Consider the following 16867-nt stretch of genomic DNA (forward strand, 5'->3'; position numbering starts at 1 on the left):
TGGTCCAGGTGAGCGACGATCTGCGGGGGATCACCTGGGACCACCCACGGGGGTACGCGCCGCTGCGTGCCTTCGGTGGCGGGGTCTCCTGGGACGTGCGGCCGGTGGAGGACTTCGAGGCCCGGCCGCTGCGTGAGCTCGCGGCAGGCTACGACCTGATGGTGATCGACCACCCCGGGCTGGGCGCGGCGATCGCGGACGGCGCGCTGCTGGCGCTGAACGAGCTGTTCGCGCCCTCCGAGCTGGCCCGGTGGCGGACCGCGACGGTGGGGCGGACCTGGGAGAGCTACACGATGGGCGGCCGGCAGTGGGCGCTGCCGATCGACGCGTCCACCCAGGTGTCCGTCTACCGGCCGGACCGGGTGGACCGGGTGCCGGAACGCTGGGCGGACGTGGCGGGCGCGGTGCGGACGGTGCCGAGCGCGCTCTGCCTGGGCGGGCCGCACGCGATGCTCATGTGGCTGTCGATGCGGCGTGACGCCGACGCGTTGCGGCTGCTCCGCGACCTGTGGCCGCACGTCGACCGGGCGGTGTCGCTGGGCGGCCCGATCGCGATCCACGACGCGCTGGACGCCGGGGCGATCGCCTACTGCCCGCTCGCCTACCAGTACGTCGGCTACTCCCACCTGGCCTGGGCCAACGCCCCCGACGTGCGCGGTGTGCTCGGCGGCGGCGGCCTGGCCGTCTCGGCGGCGACCCGGAACTCCGACGCCTTACGCACCTGGGTCCGTGCTTTTCTCGCTCCGGATGTGCAGACCGGGCTCGTGCCCGAGAATGGCGGGCAACCGGCCGTCGCCGCGTACTGGAAAGGAAGGTCCACCACCCGCTCCCTGCGGGAGGCGCTGATCCGGCCGCGGGGCCGGGGCTGGATCGCGGTCCAGCAGCAGGGGTCGGAGATCGTTCGCGAGGCGGTCATCGCCGGCCTGGACGCGGAGAAGGCGGCCGCCGAGCTTGCCCGTCTGCTGACGGAGACCCATGATCGACTTTGACCCGTTCGCCACTCTCACCAGGAGATGACATTGCTGGTCGTCAGGTACCAGGTCCGCGGTCAGACCTTCGTCGGGGTACGCACCGACGACGGCGCCATCCATCGCTCGGACGCCACGTCCCTGGCCTCCCTTCTCGCCGGCGACTTCCGGTCGTCCGTCGAGCAGGCCGCCGGCGGTCCCGTGGAGACCGGCGAGGTGCGCCTGCTCCCGCCGGTGGACGGTCGCACCGAGGTCTGGGCGGCCGGCGTCACCTACGAGCGCTCCAGCGAGGCGCGGCAGGAGGAGAGCGAGGTCGCCGACGTGTACGCCCGGGTCTACGGCGCCGACCGGCCCGAGCTGTTCTTCAAGAGCGTGGCCTGGCGGGTGGCCGGCGACGGCGACCCGATCGGCATCCGCACCGACTCGGCGGTCGACGTGCCCGAGCCCGAACTGGCCGTGGTGGTGGCCGCGGACGGCACGATCGTCGGCTACACGGTGTGCGACGACGTGTCCTCCCGGTCGATCGAGGGCGAGAACCCGCTCTACCTCCCGCAGGCCAAGGTCTACGCGGGTGCGTGCGCGCTCGGTCCGGGCATCCGCCCGGCGTGGGAGGTCTCCGACGCGTACGACCTGAGTATCGCGGCCGTCGTCACCCGCGGCGGCGAGGCGGTCTGGTCGGCGGAGGCGTCCACGAAGATGCTGCACCGGCGCCTCGACGACCTGGTCGAATACCTGTTCCGTCAGTACGACCTGCCGGAGGGCGCGATCCTCAGCACCGGCACCGGGATCGTCCCGGAGCTCGACTTCACGTTGACCGCCGGCGACACGGTGGCGATCACCGTGGGTGAGGTCGGCACCCTCACCAACCCGGTCGTGGACGCGTCGTCGTTGATCCCTACCTCCGGAGGTCCGCAGTGAGCATCCAGGGCATCGATCCGCGCACCGGCTCCCCCGTCGGCGCCCCCGTGCCGGTCACTCCCCCCGAGCCCCTGCTGGCCGCCGCCGCCGGCGCCTTCGGCGTCTTCAAGGCCACCACTCCCGGGGTACGCGCCGAGCTGCTGACCCTCCTCGCGGATCGGCTGGACGCGGCCGCCTCGTCGCTGGTGCCGTTGGCGGTGGCCGAGTCCGGGCTGCCCGAGGCCCGGCTGACCGGCGAGCTGGCCCGCACCAGCGCCCAGTTGCGCCTGTTCGCCTCGGTGGTGACCGAGGGCGCCTACCTGGAGGCGATCCTCGAGGACGCCGACCCGTCCGCCACACCGCCGCGCCCGGTGCTGGCCCGCTGGCTGGAGCCGGTCGGCCCGGTCCTGGTGTACGCGGCCAGCAACTTCCCGTTCGCGTTCAGCGTGCTCGGCGGCGACACCGCGTCGGCCCTGGCGACAGGCGCTCCGGTGCTGGTCAAGGCGCACGGCTCGCATCCGGGCCTGTCCGCCGCGGTGGCCGCGCTGGCGTCGGCGGCGGTGGCCGACGCCGGGCTGCCCGCCGGGGTGTTCGGCATCGTCTTCGGCGACGACGAGGGCGTGACCGCGCTGAAGGACCCCCGGGTCAAGGCGGCCGGCTTCACCGGGTCCACGACGGGCGGCCGGTTCCTCTTCGACGTGGCTTCGTCACGTTCCGACCCGATCCCGTTCTTCGGCGAGCTGGGCAGCATCAATCCCGCCGTGGTGACGCCCGCCGCGGTGGCCGCCCGCCCGGACGAGATCGTGTCCGGCTTCGTCGGCTCCTTCACGCTGGGCGCCGGCCAGTTCTGCACCAAGCCCGGCCTGCTCTTCCTGCCCGCCGGGCACGGGCTCTCCTTCGGACCGGCGGTGGCCGCCGTGGCCCCGGCGCCGATGCTGAACGCCCGCATCGCCGACCAGCTGGCCTCCGGCCTCACCGACCTGTCGTCCCACCCCGGCGTCGCGGAGGTGGCCTCCGGCCCGGACGCTCCCGCCGAGGGTTCCTGGGCGTCCCCCCGGCTCTTCATCACGTCCACCGACGCCTTCGACCCCTCGCTGACCGAGGAGCACTTCGGCCCCGCCGCGCTCATCGTCGAGTACCAGGACGAGAACGACCTGTTCGCCGCCCTGTCCACGATCGAGGGTTCCCTGACCGCGACGGTGCACGGCGAACCCGGCGACCCGTTCCCGGTGGCACGCCTGCTGTCGGTCCTGTCCGACCGGGCCGGCCGTGTCGTCTGGAACGGCTGGCCCACCGGCGTGGCCGTCTCCTGGGCGATGAGCCACGGCGGCCCGTGGCCGTCCACCACGAACTCGGCGCACACGTCGGTCGGCGCGACCGCGATCCGCCGCTGGCTGCGCCCGGTGACCTTCCAGTCGATGCCCGACGACCTGCTCCCGCCCGCGTTGCAGGCCGCCAACCCGTGGAAGATCCCCCGCCGCGAGTGATTGCCCCTTCGCGCAAGATCTGCTGCCCCCGCTCGGACCCGCTCGTCAATGTCCCGTCGGCGATGTGTCGACGAGGATCGGCCTGCTGTGTTCGTCCGAGCTACGGGGGTGCGGATGAAAGCAACAACCGAGGACCACGACCCGGAACGCCGTTCGTCGCCCGCACCACACCGCACCGACGAACAGGCAACCGACTCACCGGGCGAGGCCCGCCGCGCACCGGCCGCGCGGCCCTTCAGCGTGGGCACGGCCCAGCGCCTCCAGTCCGCCGCAGGCAACCGAGCCCTCTCCGGCATGATCGCCCAGCGCCGCGCACCCGCAACAGCCGCCGGCCCGGCCACCGCTCCCCCAACGCCCGCCGGCCCGGCCACCGACACGGCGACGGCAGCCCCCGCCGGCGAGCAGTCCGCCGATCTCGTTCACGGGACGGACACGGCGAGAACGAACGTTCTTTCCTCCACTGGGGACGCCGCGCCGGCGACGCCGGTCCAGCGCTTCTCGCGCCCTCCCGCGGCCTCGACGCCCAAGTTCAACACCCTCAAGTCCGACGTAGCCGGTAAGCAGAAGACTCTCGCCGCGCATCCCCCACCCGCGTCGAAGGCCAACGCCGCCCAAGCCGCCGCGAAACCACCCGCCGATGACAAGCAGGCGCAGGGTAAGGCGGCGAACGCGGAGAAGATGAACGCCGCCCAACCAGGCGCGTTCGACAAGGCCGCGTTCATCGCCGCGGTCAACAAAGCCATCGCCGACCAGGCACCCAAGAACCTCGACGAGGCCGACAACTTCGGCGACTCCGGCAAAGCCGACGCCGTCAAAGGCCAGGTCCAGGGCAAGGTCGGCCAAGGCAAAGAACAATCCGCCAAACAGATCGAGACCACCACCAAAGCCGCCCCCGACACCGCCGCCGCCAAAGAAAAACCGGTCACCCCCCCTCACCCAGGAACCCGCACCCGGCAACCCCGGCACCCCCAACCCCGCCAACGCGATACCCGACAAGGCCCCCGCGGCCGCGACGGATTTCTCGGCCGGCCCGGCGCAGGTCGACCAGCAGATGACCGACGCCCAAGTCACCGAGGAACAGCTGGCCAAGTCGAATGAGCCGGAGTTCACCGGCGCCCTGAAAGAGAAGAAGGCCGGCGAGGAACACGCCGCGACCGCACCCGGCGAGGTCCGCACGGCTGAGGCGCAAACCTTGGCCGGGGCGAAAGCGGACGCGTCAGCAACCGGGACACAGGCCGTGGCGGGGATGCGCGGCGACAAACTCGCCGCCACCACCGCGGTCGGTAAAGGCCAGCAAGGCGCCCAGGGCAAGGACGAATCGAAACGCGCCCAGGTCACCGCGAAGCTGCAGACCGTCTTCGACGCCACCCAGAAAGACGTCGAAGCCATCCTCACCGGCCTCGACACCAAAGTCGACGACTCCTTCACCACGGGGGAGAAGACGGCGCGGGATGCGTTCACCGCCGAGCACAAACGGCGGATGGACGAGTACAAAGACAAACGGTACTCAGGGCTGATCGGTAAAGGCCGGTGGATCAAAGACAAGTTCGCCGGCCTGCCCGAGGAAGCCAACCAGATTTTTGTGACCGCCCGGCAGGGCTACGTCACGACAATGCAGTCCGTCATCTCCACCGTCGCCGACGTCATCGGCGGGGAACTCAACCGGGCCAAACAGCGCATCGCCACCGGCCGTCAGCAGCTCCAAGCCGAAGTGCAGAAGCTGCCCGCCGACCTGCAAGCCGTCGGCAAAGAAGCCGCCGGGGAGTTCGCGGGCAAGTTCGACGAGCTCACCGAGAACGTCGACGCCAAGGGCAAAGAACTCGTCAACACCCTCGCGTCGAAATACAACGAAGCCCTCAAGTCGGTGGACGCGGAGATCGATGCGGAGAAGGAGAAGAACAAAGGCCTGATCGCCAAGGCCGTCGACGCCGTCAAGGGCGTCATCGACACCATCCTCAAACTCAAAGACCTCCTCCTCGGCGTCCTCGCCAAAGCCGCCGCCGCCGTCATGGCCATCCTCAAAGACCCGATCGGCTTCCTCGGCAACCTCGTCTCCGCCGTCGGCGCCGGCCTGAAAGCGTTCATGTCCAACATCGGCGCCCACCTGAAGAAGGGCCTGATCGGGTGGCTGCTCGGCACCATGTCCGGCGCGGGTATCCAGCTACCAGACAAGTTCGACCTCCGCGGCATCCTCTCCATGATCGCCTCGATGCTCGGGCTCACCTGGGCCGCCATCCGCGGCCGGATCATCGCCAAGGGTGTCCCCGAACAAGCCATGGGCGCAGTCGAAGCCGGCGTCCCCGTCGTCGCGAAACTGCAGTCCCAAGGCGTGGCCGGGGCGTATGAGGAGATCAAAGACCAGGTCGGCGACCTGAAAGAAAACCTGCTCGGCAAAATCAGCGAATACCTCGTCCCGACCGTCCTGATCGCCGGCATCACCTGGATCATCAGCCTGCTCAACCCCGCCTCGGCGTTCATCAAAGCCTGCAAGATGATCATCGACATCGTCACGTTCATCATCGAACGCGGCGCCCAGATCATCGAATTCGTCAACGCCGTCCTCGACGCCGTCATCGCCATCGCCGGCGGCGGCGCCGGCGGCGTACCCGGACTCATCGAAGCCGCCCTCGCCAAATCCATCCCCGTCCTGATCGGCGCCCTCGCCGCCATCCTCGGCATCGGCGGCATCGCCACCAAAGTCAAATCCTTCTTCCAAGCTTTGTCCAAACCCGTCATGAAAGCCGTCGACTGGGTCGTCGGAAAGATCGTCGGACTCGGCAAGAAAATCTGGGCCAAGCTGAAAGGCGCGACCAGGGAGAAAGACAAGAGCAAGGATTCCAAGCCCGGCACCACCGGCAAGGACGGAACCGCCGGCAAGGAAGGCACTGGCGGCAAGGACGGCACGGCGATCAAGGAGGCCGAGGCCGTGCTGGCCACCCGGCCGAAATCCGACGTCGCGGACGCCAGGATCAGCGCGCTCGCCAAGAGGCACAGCGTCCCGCTCCGGGTCGTCGTCGAGTCGCAGACGCCGACGAGCGAGCGGGTGCACGTCCAGACCATGGCCACCGGCTCGCACGACCTGCCCAAGGACGAGGGCGCGGAGACCGAGGAGGTCAAGCTCCTCGACAACGGTCAGGCCACGGCCGAGGAGCGGCAGAAGGTCCTCGACGGCGTCCGCGCGGTCGTCCAGAACGAGAAGATCATCGGCACGATCCTGCAGATGATGCGTGACAAGCAGATCAAACCCGCGAACCGCATCGGCATCCTGCAGAAGCTGACCAAGTTCGGGCAGAAGGGCGGCTTCCGGCTCATCTCCAAGGAGAAGAAGGATATCCGCGGCCCGATGCAGCTCAACATCGACTATGAGGGCGTCTTCCGCGACAACCAGTCGATCAGGATCGGCCTTTGCAAGCCCGGTGGTTCCCGTCCGGTCGGTCTCGCCTGGGTGGAGCCGAAGTCGATCGACCCCGGGGACACGCCGGCCGCCGCGCTCACCCTGGACTTCCTGGTCGATCCGAGGATCGAACACGCCGGTGTCCTGGGCGTGGGCTCCGAGATGTTCAAGATCGCGTCGGACCATTACAAGACCCAGTACGAGGCGGTGTCCGGTGACTGGTACACCTTCGACTTCTACAAGTCGAAGGCGACCAACCGGCCCGCGATGTCGACGAACCTGGTCAGATACCTCGCCGCCCGGAAGGCCGGCATGTCACCGGAACTCGCGGTGACCAGGACCTGGACGTACGGCCGGGTCAAGGAGATGTACGGCAACGTCCCCATCGAGGTGAAGGTGCACGAGATCGACAACCTGGACTTCGACAACCCGCCGAAGGATGAAAAGATCGTCTCGTGCCTGATGAGGCCCGCGTGAGCCGGGTGCAGCTGCTGGTCATGGACGACGCCGGCGAGTTCCGGCACGGCCTCGGCCTGGGTGAGACGGTCTTCGACGAGGCGATGCGGCTCGCCGGTCATCCGCTGGCGGCGGGCGCCGTCGACGATGCGGCCGGCCTTGATCTGACCGTCCCGGCGGGGTCGGTTCCGGAGATCGCCGGGACGGTGCGCGAGGCGGTGCGGGCGGCCCGGGCGACGATCTCGACGGCCGAGGCCGAAGGCGCTTACGACCGCGCCGAGATCGAGGTGCTGGGCGAGATCGTCCCGATCCGCGTACGCAACGATCAGCACCTCGGTTTGAAGCATCTGAACCAGCTCTATGAGGTGCTCCGGGACACCGCCGCCGCGGGGCGCGGGCTGACCGTCTACTCCGTACCCCGGCTCGATGAACTTGATCGGGCGATCCTGACCGAGACCAGCACCGAGGCGATCACCCGGTCCGCGCTGCCCGCCGCGCTGGCGGCGCGCCGGGAACATCTGCTGTCGCTCGGTGCCCCCGCGGAGATGCTCACCGATCTGGACGACCCGGCGCCGTCGACGATCGACGCGCACCTCGACCGCCTGGAACGGTGGAACCTGGTCGGCCGCACCCCCGCTGGGAACATCGGCCCGACCAGGAAACGCTCGTTCGTCCGATTCTGAGGCGCGACCGACACGGCTCTCGCGGAGGCGAAGAAGGTGCGCGGCGTCCCGCACCCGACCGGGGTCCTCGCAGCGCTCGAGGCTAGTCGCCGACGCTCTTGAAGAGGGCGGCGACCTCGCCCGCGTTGAGGTGGCGGAAGCCGCCGGGGCGCATGTCGCCGAGCCGGATCGGACCGACCGCGGTACGGATCAGGCGCAGCACCGGGTGACCGACCTCGTCCATCATCCGGCGGACGATGTGTTTGCGGCCCTCGTGCAGGACGACCTCGATCTGGGCGACCTTGCCGAGCGTGTCGACCAGCTTGAACGAGTCGACCTTGGCCGGGCCGTCGTCCAGCATGACCCCGGTCTGCAGCGCCCGGCCGACCGAGCGGGGCAGCGGGCCCTGCACCTCGGCCAGGTAGGTCTTGGCCACCTCGAACGACGGGTGCATCAGCTTGTGCGCCAGCGTGCCGTCGTTGGTGAGCAGCAGCAGGCCCTCGCTGTCCGCGTCGAGCCGGCCCACGTGGTAGATGCGCTGCTCGAACGTGTCGAGGAAGTCGGCCAGTTCGTTGCGGCCCTTCTCGTCGTCCATGGAGGCGACCACGCCGCGGGGCTTGTTCATCGCGATGTAGACCAGCTTGGTGTTGGTGACCACCCGCTGGCCGTCGACGTGGATCTCGGCGGTGGCCGGGTCGACCTTGTCGCCGAGCTTGGCCACCCGGCCGTTGACCGTGACGCGGCGCCGGAAGATCAGGTCTTCGCAAGCGCGGCGGGATCCGACGCCGGCTAGGGCGAGCACCTTTTGCAGGCGCTCAGCAGTGGCCGGTTCAGCCTGAGGCATCGAGCACTTCTTCCACATCGTCGGGCAGGAACGGCGCCAGCGGGGGCAGCTGGTCGACCGAGTTGAGGCCCAGCTTCTCGAGGAAGAGCGTCGTCGTCCGGTACAGGTGAGCCCCCGTTTCGGGCTCGGTGCCGCATTCCTCGATCAGGCCGCGCGTAGCAAGGGTACGCATCACCCCGTCACAGTTCACACCCCGGATGGCTGAGATGCGCGACCTGGTCACCGGCTGTCGGTAGGCGACCACGGCCAGCGTCTCGAGCGCGGCCTGGGTGAGCCGGACGGACTGCCCGTCGAGAACAAACCTTTCCACGTACGCGGCGTACTCCGGCCGCGTGTACAGCCGCCACCCACCGGCGGCCCGCCGCAGGTCGAAGCCCTGCCCGGCGGCGGTGTACCGCGCGGAGATGTCTTCCAGCATGGCGCCGACCCGCTCCACCGGCTGCTCGACGATCTGCGCGAGCTGCAACTCGGCCGCCGGCTCGTCGACGACCAGCAGGATCGCTTCGAGCGCCGCCCGCAGCTCCGGGTCCTCCATCGGCACGACTTCCGCCGCGGGCTCTTCGTCCTCCGGAGGCGCGACTTCAGCCGGGGTTTCCCGCTTACGCCTTTTCCTGGGTACGGCCTGAGCCGGAATCGCCGCGGCCACCACCGGCACATCAACAACCGGCGCTTCACCGGCGGCCACCTCGTCGACAGACGCATCTTCGACAGGCGCATCGTCCAGCGGCGGCTCCTCGCTGAACGGGATGTCGACCTCGGCGTCGTCGCTCACGTCGTCGTCGGCCGCCTGATCGAAGACGTCCCCGGCGTCGTCCCCGTCGGGCGGCAGCGGTGCATCGACCGGCGCACCCTCGGCGTCGTCGTCCGCGGCCTCGTTGGCCTCGGCGATCGCGACCGGCTCCGCGAGGTCCGGCCCGGTGATCACCTCGGGCTCGTCCTCCACCTCGACCAGACCGGTGACCCCGGCCGGATCGTCGACGGTCCCCGCCTCGTCGGTCTCCGCCTCCAGCCGAGCCACCCCACCGACTTCCGCTTCTTCCTCTTCGGACAAATCCGAAATATCGGAAGCGTCGGCAGCCTCGGCCTCGGCCTGGTAGTCGCGGTCGGGCTCGCGCGGCGACCGCTCCCACGGCGGCACCCAGGACGCCGCCTGCGCGGCCAGGGAGTCGGGGCGCTCGTCGGTCACGGTGTCTCCTCGTCGGGGTCGTCCTCGTCCTCATCGCCGGCCCGCACAGCCAGGGCCGCGACGTCCTCCTCGCCGGCCCGCCGCACATCCGGGGCTGCGATGTCCTCGTCGTCGGCCAGCGGCATGCCCAGGGCCGCGATGTCCTCGTCGGTCACGCTCTCGGCCTCCGGCGGCTGCTCCGGCTCGGGCGGCTGCGGCGTGCCCTCGTAGTCGTCGATGTCAAGCTCGACCTCGGCGTCGCCACCGACCCAGCGGACCGTGAGCTCGTCCAGCGAGACCGGCTGCTCGAACTCGATCAGGCCCTCGCGGTACAGCTCCAGCAACGCCAGGAAGCGGGCCACCACCTCCAGGGTGTTCTCGCAGTCGGCGACCAGCAGGGTGAACGTGGCGGTGCCGGCCCGGCGCAACCGGTCGCGCAGCAGCGTGGCGTGTTCCCGGACGCTGACCCGCACCTGGTGGATGTGCGCGATGGACACCTCGGGCGGCCCGGGTTTCGGCAGGAACTGCTTGAGCGCGAGCTTGAACAGCCGGTCCGCCCCGATGCCCAGGACCAGTTCGGGCAGCGCCTCGGCGTACCGGAGCTCCATCGCCACCGCGCGCGGCCACCGCCTCGCGCCCATCGTCTCCAGCTCGGACAGGTGGGACGCGGCCTCCTTGAACGCCTTGTACTGCAGCAACCGGGCGAACAGCAGGTCCCGCGCCTCCAGCAGCGCCAGGTCCTCCTCGTCCTCCACCTCGGCCGCGGGCAGCAGGCGGGCCGCCTTCAGGTCCAGCAGGGTGGCCGCGACCAGCAGGAACTCGCTCGCCTCGTCCAGGTCCCAGTCGTCGCCCATGGCCCGGATGTAGGCGATGAAGTCGTCCGTGACCTGGTGCAACGCCACCTCGGTGACGTCCAGCTTGTGTTTGCCGATGAGCTGCAGCAGAAGGTCGAACGGCCCGGTGAAGTTGTCCAGCCGCACGGTGAACTTGCCGGAATCGACCTCGGGTGCGGCATCCGGCGCACCGGCGTCAACGGAGACGGCGGCGTCGGCGTCCGGGGTGACGGCGTCGGCGCCGTCTGTGGTGACGGCGTCGGCGACGGGATCAGAGGGCACGTGCTGACCGTAGACCACGGGTCCGACGACCTGATCGAGGCTCAAGCCCTACCCCCACAACGCGAGAAACACCATCCCGAGGAGATCAACTGGTAACAGCAGCAACGGGTTATCCAGCGGGAAGAAACAACAGACGATCAGAACCACCACGCCGATGTTCTTCTCCTGGAACCAGAGCCGGTAGCCCTGCATGCCGACGCCGGGGCGGCGCTGCGCGAACCAGAGCAGGCCGAAGCCGTCCAGCGGCGGCATGGGCAGCAGCGCGAGCAGCCCGAAGGCGAGCAGGCCGCAGGCGATGCCGAGGACGACCTGGACCCCCCAGTCGCTCTCGAACTGGCCGCGTAGAACTCCTGACAGGCGCAGGCCACTCAGGCCGAAGGACTGGGGGAAGAGCAGCGCGTACGCGAGGAAGAAGATCTGTGAGGCGACCACGGTGACGATCGGGCCGGCCGCGAAGACCAGCGCCGCACGCCCCCGGCCCCCGGTGCGCGGAACCTCGTCCACGTCGATGACCTTGCCCCAGCCGACACCGCCGACCGCCGCGGCGACGGCGCCGAACGGGTCGATGTCCTCCCGCGGGCGGAACCCGATCGGCTCGTGCCGCGGCACCAGGCCCAGCGAGCGCGCGGTGAGCCGGATGGCGACGGCACGCAGGAACAACGCGAGCAGGTAGCCGATGAGCAGGCCGACGAAAGCGGCCGGCTGGCCGAGCGCGAAGAGCAACCGGGCCTCAGCGGTCGGCGTTGGCGGCGATGAGCTCGCGGGCGAGCTGGCGGTAGTTGCGCGCGCCGGAGGACGCCGGGTCGAGCGAGGTGATCGGCGAACCGGCGACGGTGCTCTCGGGGAACTTGACCGTCTTGGTGATCACGGTCTGGTACACCTTGTCGCCGAACGCCTCCACGACGCGCTGCAGCACCTGGCGGCAGTGGGTGGTGCGGCTGTCGTACATGGTCGCCAGGATGCCCTCGAGCTCGAGGTCGAAGTTGAGCCGCTCGCGGACCTTGTCGATGGTGTCCAGCAGCAGCGCCACACCGCGAAGTGAGAAGAATTCACATTCCAGCGGGATGAGCACGCCGTGCGCGACGGTCAGCGCGTTGATCGCCAGCAGGCCCAGCGAGGGCTGGCAGTCGATCAGGATGAAGTCGTACTCCTTGCGGACCGTCTTCAGCACCCGGGCCAGCGCCATCTCGCGCGCGACCTCGTTGACCAGCTGGATCTCGGCCGCGGAGAGGTCGATGTTGGCGGGCAGCAGGTGCAGGCCGGCCACATCGGTCTTGATGATGACGTCCTCGGCGGTGACGTCGTCCTGCATCAGCAGGTTGTAGATGCTGAGGTCGAGATTGTGCGGGTTCACCCCGAGGCCGACCGAGCAGGCACCCTGCGGGTCGAAGTCCACCAGGAGGACCTTGCGGCCGTACTCGGCGAGCGCGGCGCCCAGGTTGATGGTGGTCGTCGTCTTACCGACGCCACCTTTCTGGTTGGCCAGCGCGATGATCCGGGCCGGTCCGTGCCGGTCGGTCGGCATCGGCTCGGGGATCGGCCGGCGCATGGTGTAGGCCGTGGGGTCGGCCGGACCCAGGTCGGCGCCGAGATTGATCGAGCTCTGCTGCTCACGGAGCGCCGACGTCCACGCCTCCGCCTGATCGTTGCCGCCTGACATGTCGCCCCCTCCCGGCCCATTGCCCACGCCGATGCCCGACTGTACGCCACACGCCCCGCGCTCCCAGGGTCAGTCGTCGGCGTGTCGCGCCTATGTCTACGCAACCTCAACGAGCGCGCGGATGAGAGGTGGCGTACACCTCCCGCAGACGGTCGACGGTGACCAGCGTGTAGACCTGCGTCGTGGTGACCGAGGCGTGCCCCAGCAACTCCTGCACGACCCGGACGTCGGCGCCGCCGTCGAGCAGATGGGTGGCGTACGAGTGACGCAGGGTGTGCGGGGAAACGGCCAGCGGACCCTCGATGGGCAGCCCGGCGGTGGCCGCGGCCCGGTGCAGGATGGCCCAGGCGCTCTGCCGGGACAGCGGGCCGCCACGGGCGTTGAGGAAGACCTTCGGCGTCCCCTTCCCACCGGTGATCAGGAGCGGGCGGGCGCGTACCAGATAGGCGTCGAGCGCGGCCCGCGCGTAGCTGCCCAGCGGGACGAACCGGGTCTTTCCCCCCTTGCCGTGCAGGGTGACCGTGTCCTCGTCCAGGTCGTCGACGTCCAGCCCGACCGCCTCGGAGATCCGCGCGCCCGTCCCGTAGAGGAACTCCAGCAGCGCCCGGTCGCGCAGCACCAGCCCGCCGTCGCCCGCCGGCGCCGCGAGCAGACGTTCCACCTGGTCCAGGGAGAGCGCCTTGGGCAGGCGTTTCGGCGGCGCGGGCGGGCGCACCTCGCGGCTCACGTCGACCGCGACCAGCCCCTCGCGGGCGGCGAACCGATGCAGCCCGCGTACGGCCGACATGGCCCGCGCCGCCGAACTAGCCGAGAGCGGCGGATGATCGTCGTCGCCGGCGCGCAGCGCGGCCAGGTGCGCGGTCAGATCCCTCGGGGTGACCGCCGCGAGATCGTCCTTCCCCAGGCCGTCCTTCCTCAAGAAGGCGACATACCGATCAAGATCCCTCTGGTACGACGTGAGCGTGTTCCGGGACAGCCCGCGCTCGACGCTCAGGTGATCGAGGTAGGTCCTGACGGTCCTAGTTAAGGGCGTCATTCAGGCTCAGCGTGGCCATGCCGTGCGCGTCGGCGACCGGTCCGTACGTGACGTGGCCGTCGTGCGTGTTCAGGCCGAGGGCCAGCGCCGGGTCACGCCGGATCGCGTCGCGCCAGCCCCGGTTGGCCAGCTCCAGCGCGTACGGCAGGGTGACGTTGGTCAGCGCGTAGGTGCTGGTGTGCGGCACCGCGCCGGGCATGTTGGCCACGCAGTAGAACATCGAGTTGTGCACCTGGTAGACCGGGTCGGCGTGGGTGGTCGGCCGCGAGTCCTCGAAGCAGCCGCCCTGGTCGATCGAGATGTCGACCAGCACGCTGCCCGGTTTCATGCGCGAGACGAGCTCGTTGGGCACCAGGTTCGGCGCCTTGGCGCCCGGCACCAGCACGGCGCCGATGACCAGGTCGGCGTCGAGCACCGCCTTCTCGATCTCGTACGCGTTCGACGCGATCGTCTGCAGGTGCCCGCGGTAGTCGGCGTCGGCGGCCCGCAGCCGGGCGATGTTCTTGTCCAGGACCAGCACCTCGGCCTGCATGCCGAGCGCGATCGCGGCGGCGTTCATGCCGGAGACGCCGGCGCCGATGACCACGGTCTTGGCCGCGTAGACGCCCGGCACACCGCCCATCAGCACGCCGCGCCCGCCGCCCGAACGCATCAGGTGGTAGGCGCCCACCTGCGGCGCGAGCCGGCCGGCGACCTCGGACATCGGCGCGAGCAACGGCAGCGACCGGTCCGGCAGCTCGACCGTCTCGTACGCGATGCCGGTCACCCGGCGGTCGATCAGCGCGTCGGTGCACTCCTTGGAGGCGGCCAGGTGCAGGTAGGTGAAGAGGACCTGACCCGGGCGCATGCGCGGGTACTCCTCCGCGATCGGCTCCTTGACCTTGAGGATCAGGTCGGCCGTGCCCCACACGTCGTCGGCCGTGGCCAGGATGGTGGCGCCCGCCGCCACGTAGTCCGCGTCGGAGATCGAGGATCCGCCACCGGCGCCCGCCTGCACGAAGACCTCGTGCCCCGCTCGGGCGAACTCGAACACACCGGCCGGGGTGATGGCCACCCGGAACTCGTTGTTCTTGACCTCGCTGGGAATGCCGACCTTCACGGCCTTACCGTCCTCTCCGCCACGCCGGGCGCCGTTGCCCGCCGACGCCCCGAGAGTAGCTTCCCAGCACCGGTCCGAGGTTTCGGCCGAACGGCGCGAAGATCACTTTCTCGCGACCACTCCCCGCCCGGCTCCCGATCATTTCCGGGCGACCGCTCCCCAGACGGCGACGTCCCGGCGCGGCGGGATCTCCGCGCCCTCGTCCGGCCGCCACTCGCTGACCGGCACGATGCCCGGTTCCTCCAGGGTCAGCCCGTCGAAGAGCTCCGCGAACTCGTCCCGCCCCCGCGGCCACACGTCGGAGCGTCCCGCGGCCCGCATCTGCGCGTGCGCCTCCCGCTTCTCCGGTGGAGCGAAGTCGGTCGTCGCGTGCGTGACCGTCAGATAACTGCCAGGCGGAAGAGCATCGACCAGCTCGCGTACGAGCGGCAGCGCGGCACCGTCCCCCGGGATGAAGTGCAGCACCGCGACCAGCATCACGGCCACCGGCTGGGTGAAGTCGAGCGTCGCCCTCGCCTCGCGGAGGATCGCGGCCGGCTCCCGCAGGTCGGCCTCGAGATAGGCCGTGGCGCCACCCTTGGCACTGGTCAGCAGCGCCCGCGCGTGGGTCATGACCAGCGGATCGTTGTCGACGTAGACGACCCGCGCCTCCGGGTCGATCCGCTGGGCGACCTCGTGGGTGTTGTCCGCGGTGGGCAGCCCCGTCCCGATGTCGAGGAACTGCCGCAGGCCACGCTCAGCGGCCAGGAAGCGAACGGCCCGCTGAAGCATGGCGCGGTTGGCCCGGGCGCCTGTCCTTATCGACGGGAACTGCCGGACGAACTCGTCCCCCGACTCCCGGTCGGCGGCGAAGTTGTCCTTGCCGCCCAGCCAGTAGTTGTAACGCCGGGCAGGATGTGCCACCGAAGTGTCGATCCCGAGCTGTGAGCCCTCAGTGCCGTCCGTCACAGCGTCCACCATAGTCAGGAAGATCGATTGCCAATCTCCGCGTCAATCGAATGTCGGCAATCTCACGCAACCCCGATGCAACGTCGATTTCCGCACTATGGATGTCCATCGAGGAACATGCGCAACCGGGTCACCGTGGACGCGTCGTCGCCCGGCACCCGCCCGTTGATCGCCCGGCACACCCAGCCCAGGCGCATCGCGAGCTCGGCGGCCGGCAGCAGGTCCGCGGGCGGGCCGAACGGCTCCAGGTAGGCGTCCAGGAAGGGCGCGGTGTCGACCGAGTCCTCCACATCGTCCAGGCCCCACGCCAGGCCGCCCTGGACGGTCACCGCCAACGAGAAGAACGGGTGCGAGACGCACGCGTCGCCCCAGTCGAGCACCAGGTGGCGGCCGTCCTTCACGAACACCTGACCGTCGTGCAGATCGTCGTGCTGCAGCAGCTCCGGGATCCCGTACGCGGAAAGCCTGTCGCACAAGGCCTCCACCACCGGAACCGCGTCGCGGAACCGCTGCTCCGCACCCACCTCGTCGAGGAGCTCGAGGTAGGCGGCGGGAAGCGTCCCGAGCCGCATGTCCGGCACCCCCGCGGCCAGCAGGTCGTCCACGTCACCGGCCAGATCGAGCTGCACCGAGGCGTAGCGCGGCAGCACGTCCAGCCACCGGTCGAGGCTGCGCTCCCGCGCGCTGACGCTCCGCAGCGTCTCCCCCGCGTCCGCCATGAGCATCCACCCGAGCGCCGCGTCCGCCCCGATCAGCGGCGGCACCACATCGGGCCGGCGCACACCGATCCGCTCGGCAACCGCCACCTCATGCCGCAGCGACGCGTCATTGGCCTTGAACCACACGTCCCCGCCGCTCGTGGGCACCCGCATGACGGTCGCCCAGGCCCGCACGTGCGGCTGCTCGATCTCCCCGGTCCGTTCCACCCGGGCGTCGATCCACGCGTACGCCCGCCGAAGCCACTCCGGATCCCGCCAACGCCCCTCGTCCACGGCAGCACTCTAAGAGGGCATCTGATCCGTGAGTGCCGGATATCGTCTGCGATGTACCTGTTTAGTCGCGCCAGGTTTGGGTGGATTCTCCGGCCAGTCTGCGGGACATTGTGTTAGCCATGGCCCACAAGACCATGGCACGTG

At 69.9% G+C, this 16867-nt stretch carries 15 protein-coding genes; 6 read left to right on the forward strand and 9 right to left on the reverse strand.

Annotation, left to right across the window (positions count from 1 at the left end; genetic code table 11):
• Window positions 1-8: 8 nt before the first annotated feature.
• The 6 genes from QSK31_RS39645 (at window position 9) to QSK31_RS39670 (ending at window position 7885) form a co-directional block, all read left to right on the forward strand.
• Window positions 9-989, forward strand: a complete 981-nt coding sequence (locus QSK31_RS39645; RefSeq protein WP_285689902.1) for a type 2 periplasmic-binding domain-containing protein — start codon at window positions 9-11, stop codon at window positions 987-989.
• A 24-nt stretch (window positions 990-1013) separates the two neighbouring features.
• Entirely contained in the window at window positions 1014-1886 is an 873-nt protein-coding gene (locus QSK31_RS39650) for a fumarylacetoacetate hydrolase family protein (protein ID WP_285689904.1), read from the forward strand.
• Complete coding sequence (locus tag QSK31_RS39655) at window positions 1883-3352, forward strand: aldehyde dehydrogenase (NADP(+)) (RefSeq protein WP_285689905.1); 1470 nt, start codon at window positions 1883-1885, stop codon at window positions 3350-3352. Before QSK31_RS39650 ends, QSK31_RS39655 begins: the two co-directional genes overlap by 4 nt.
• A gap of 114 nt (window positions 3353-3466) precedes the next feature.
• Entirely contained in the window at window positions 3467-4450 is a 984-nt protein-coding gene (locus QSK31_RS39660; RefSeq protein WP_285689906.1) for a hypothetical protein, read from the forward strand.
• Window positions 4404-7223, forward strand: coding sequence for a phage tail protein (locus tag QSK31_RS39665; RefSeq protein WP_285689907.1), 2820 nt, complete (start codon window positions 4404-4406; stop codon window positions 7221-7223). Before QSK31_RS39660 ends, QSK31_RS39665 begins: the two co-directional genes overlap by 47 nt.
• Window positions 7220-7885, forward strand: a complete 666-nt coding sequence (locus QSK31_RS39670; RefSeq protein WP_285689908.1) for a hypothetical protein — start codon at window positions 7220-7222, stop codon at window positions 7883-7885. Before QSK31_RS39665 ends, QSK31_RS39670 begins: the two co-directional genes overlap by 4 nt.
• A gap of 82 nt (window positions 7886-7967) precedes the next feature.
• Here the strand turns inward: QSK31_RS39670 and QSK31_RS39675 are convergent, their stop codons facing one another.
• The 9 genes from QSK31_RS39675 to QSK31_RS39715 all read right to left on the reverse strand — a co-directional run bounded on the left by QSK31_RS39675 (window position 7968) and on the right by QSK31_RS39715 (window position 16723).
• The gene (locus tag QSK31_RS39675; RefSeq protein ID WP_502873081.1) at window positions 7968-8726 is read right to left on the reverse strand and encodes a pseudouridine synthase; all 759 of its coding nucleotides are present in this window, start codon (window positions 8724-8726) and stop codon (window positions 7968-7970) included.
• Window positions 8695-9651 (reverse strand): SMC-Scp complex subunit ScpB, encoded by a 957-nt coding sequence (scpB, locus tag QSK31_RS39680; RefSeq protein ID WP_502873083.1) that lies wholly within the window; start codon window positions 9649-9651, stop codon window positions 8695-8697. The genes QSK31_RS39675 and scpB overlap by 32 nt, the downstream gene beginning before the upstream one ends.
• Window positions 9652-9890: 239 nt before the next feature.
• Window positions 9891-11006, reverse strand: coding sequence for a segregation and condensation protein A (locus QSK31_RS39685; RefSeq protein ID WP_502873084.1), 1116 nt, complete (start codon window positions 11004-11006; stop codon window positions 9891-9893).
• Between the two features lie 30 nt (window positions 11007-11036).
• A complete protein-coding gene (locus QSK31_RS39690) occupies window positions 11037-11711 on the reverse strand; it encodes a hypothetical protein (RefSeq protein ID WP_285689911.1) in 675 nt (224 codons plus the stop codon).
• Between the two features lie 7 nt (window positions 11712-11718).
• Window positions 11719-12648, reverse strand: coding sequence for a ParA family protein (locus tag QSK31_RS39695; RefSeq protein WP_285689912.1), 930 nt, complete (start codon window positions 12646-12648; stop codon window positions 11719-11721).
• A 106-nt stretch (window positions 12649-12754) separates the two neighbouring features.
• Window positions 12755-13684, reverse strand: a complete 930-nt coding sequence (locus QSK31_RS39700) for a site-specific tyrosine recombinase XerD (protein ID WP_285689913.1) — start codon at window positions 13682-13684, stop codon at window positions 12755-12757.
• Complete coding sequence (gene ald / locus QSK31_RS39705; RefSeq protein ID WP_285689914.1) at window positions 13668-14783, reverse strand: alanine dehydrogenase; 1116 nt, start codon at window positions 14781-14783, stop codon at window positions 13668-13670. Before ald ends, QSK31_RS39700 begins: the two co-directional genes overlap by 17 nt.
• Window positions 14784-14921: 138 nt before the next feature.
• Window positions 14922-15743 carry an SAM-dependent methyltransferase gene (locus tag QSK31_RS39710; RefSeq protein ID WP_502873082.1) on the reverse strand — a complete coding sequence of 274 codons (822 nt, stop codon included), beginning with the start codon at window positions 15741-15743 and terminating at the stop codon, window positions 14922-14924.
• Between the two features lie 83 nt (window positions 15744-15826).
• Complete coding sequence (locus QSK31_RS39715) at window positions 15827-16723, reverse strand: phosphotransferase (RefSeq protein WP_285689916.1); 897 nt, start codon at window positions 16721-16723, stop codon at window positions 15827-15829.
• Between the last annotated feature and the right edge of the window lie 144 nt (window positions 16724-16867).

The sequence above is a fragment of the Actinoplanes sp. NBRC 103695 genome, assembly GCF_030269485.1.
Classification (GTDB): Bacteria; Actinomycetota; Actinomycetes; order Mycobacteriales; family Micromonosporaceae; genus Actinoplanes.

Bases quoted from the DNA above. Each gene is read 5' to 3' on its own strand.
- QSK31_RS39695 (WP_285689912.1), bottom strand. From the start codon at position 12,648: ATGTCAGGCGGCAACGATCAGGCGGAGGCGTGGACGTCGGCGCTCCGT.
- QSK31_RS39660 (WP_285689906.1), top strand. From the start codon at position 3,467: ATGAAAGCAACAACCGAGGACCACGACCCGGAACGCCGTTCGTCGCCC.
- QSK31_RS39700 (WP_285689913.1), bottom strand. From the start codon at position 13,684: ATGACGCCCTTAACTAGGACCGTCAGGACCTACCTCGATCACCTGAGC.
- QSK31_RS39665 (WP_285689907.1), top strand. From the start codon at position 4,404: ATGACCGACGCCCAAGTCACCGAGGAACAGCTGGCCAAGTCGAATGAG.
- QSK31_RS39710 (WP_502873082.1), bottom strand. From the start codon at position 15,743: ATGGTGGACGCTGTGACGGACGGCACTGAGGGCTCACAGCTCGGGATC.
- QSK31_RS39675 (WP_502873081.1), bottom strand. From the start codon at position 8,726: ATGTGGAAGAAGTGCTCGATGCCTCAGGCTGAACCGGCCACTGCTGAG.
- QSK31_RS39650 (WP_285689904.1), top strand. From the start codon at position 1,014: ATGACATTGCTGGTCGTCAGGTACCAGGTCCGCGGTCAGACCTTCGTC.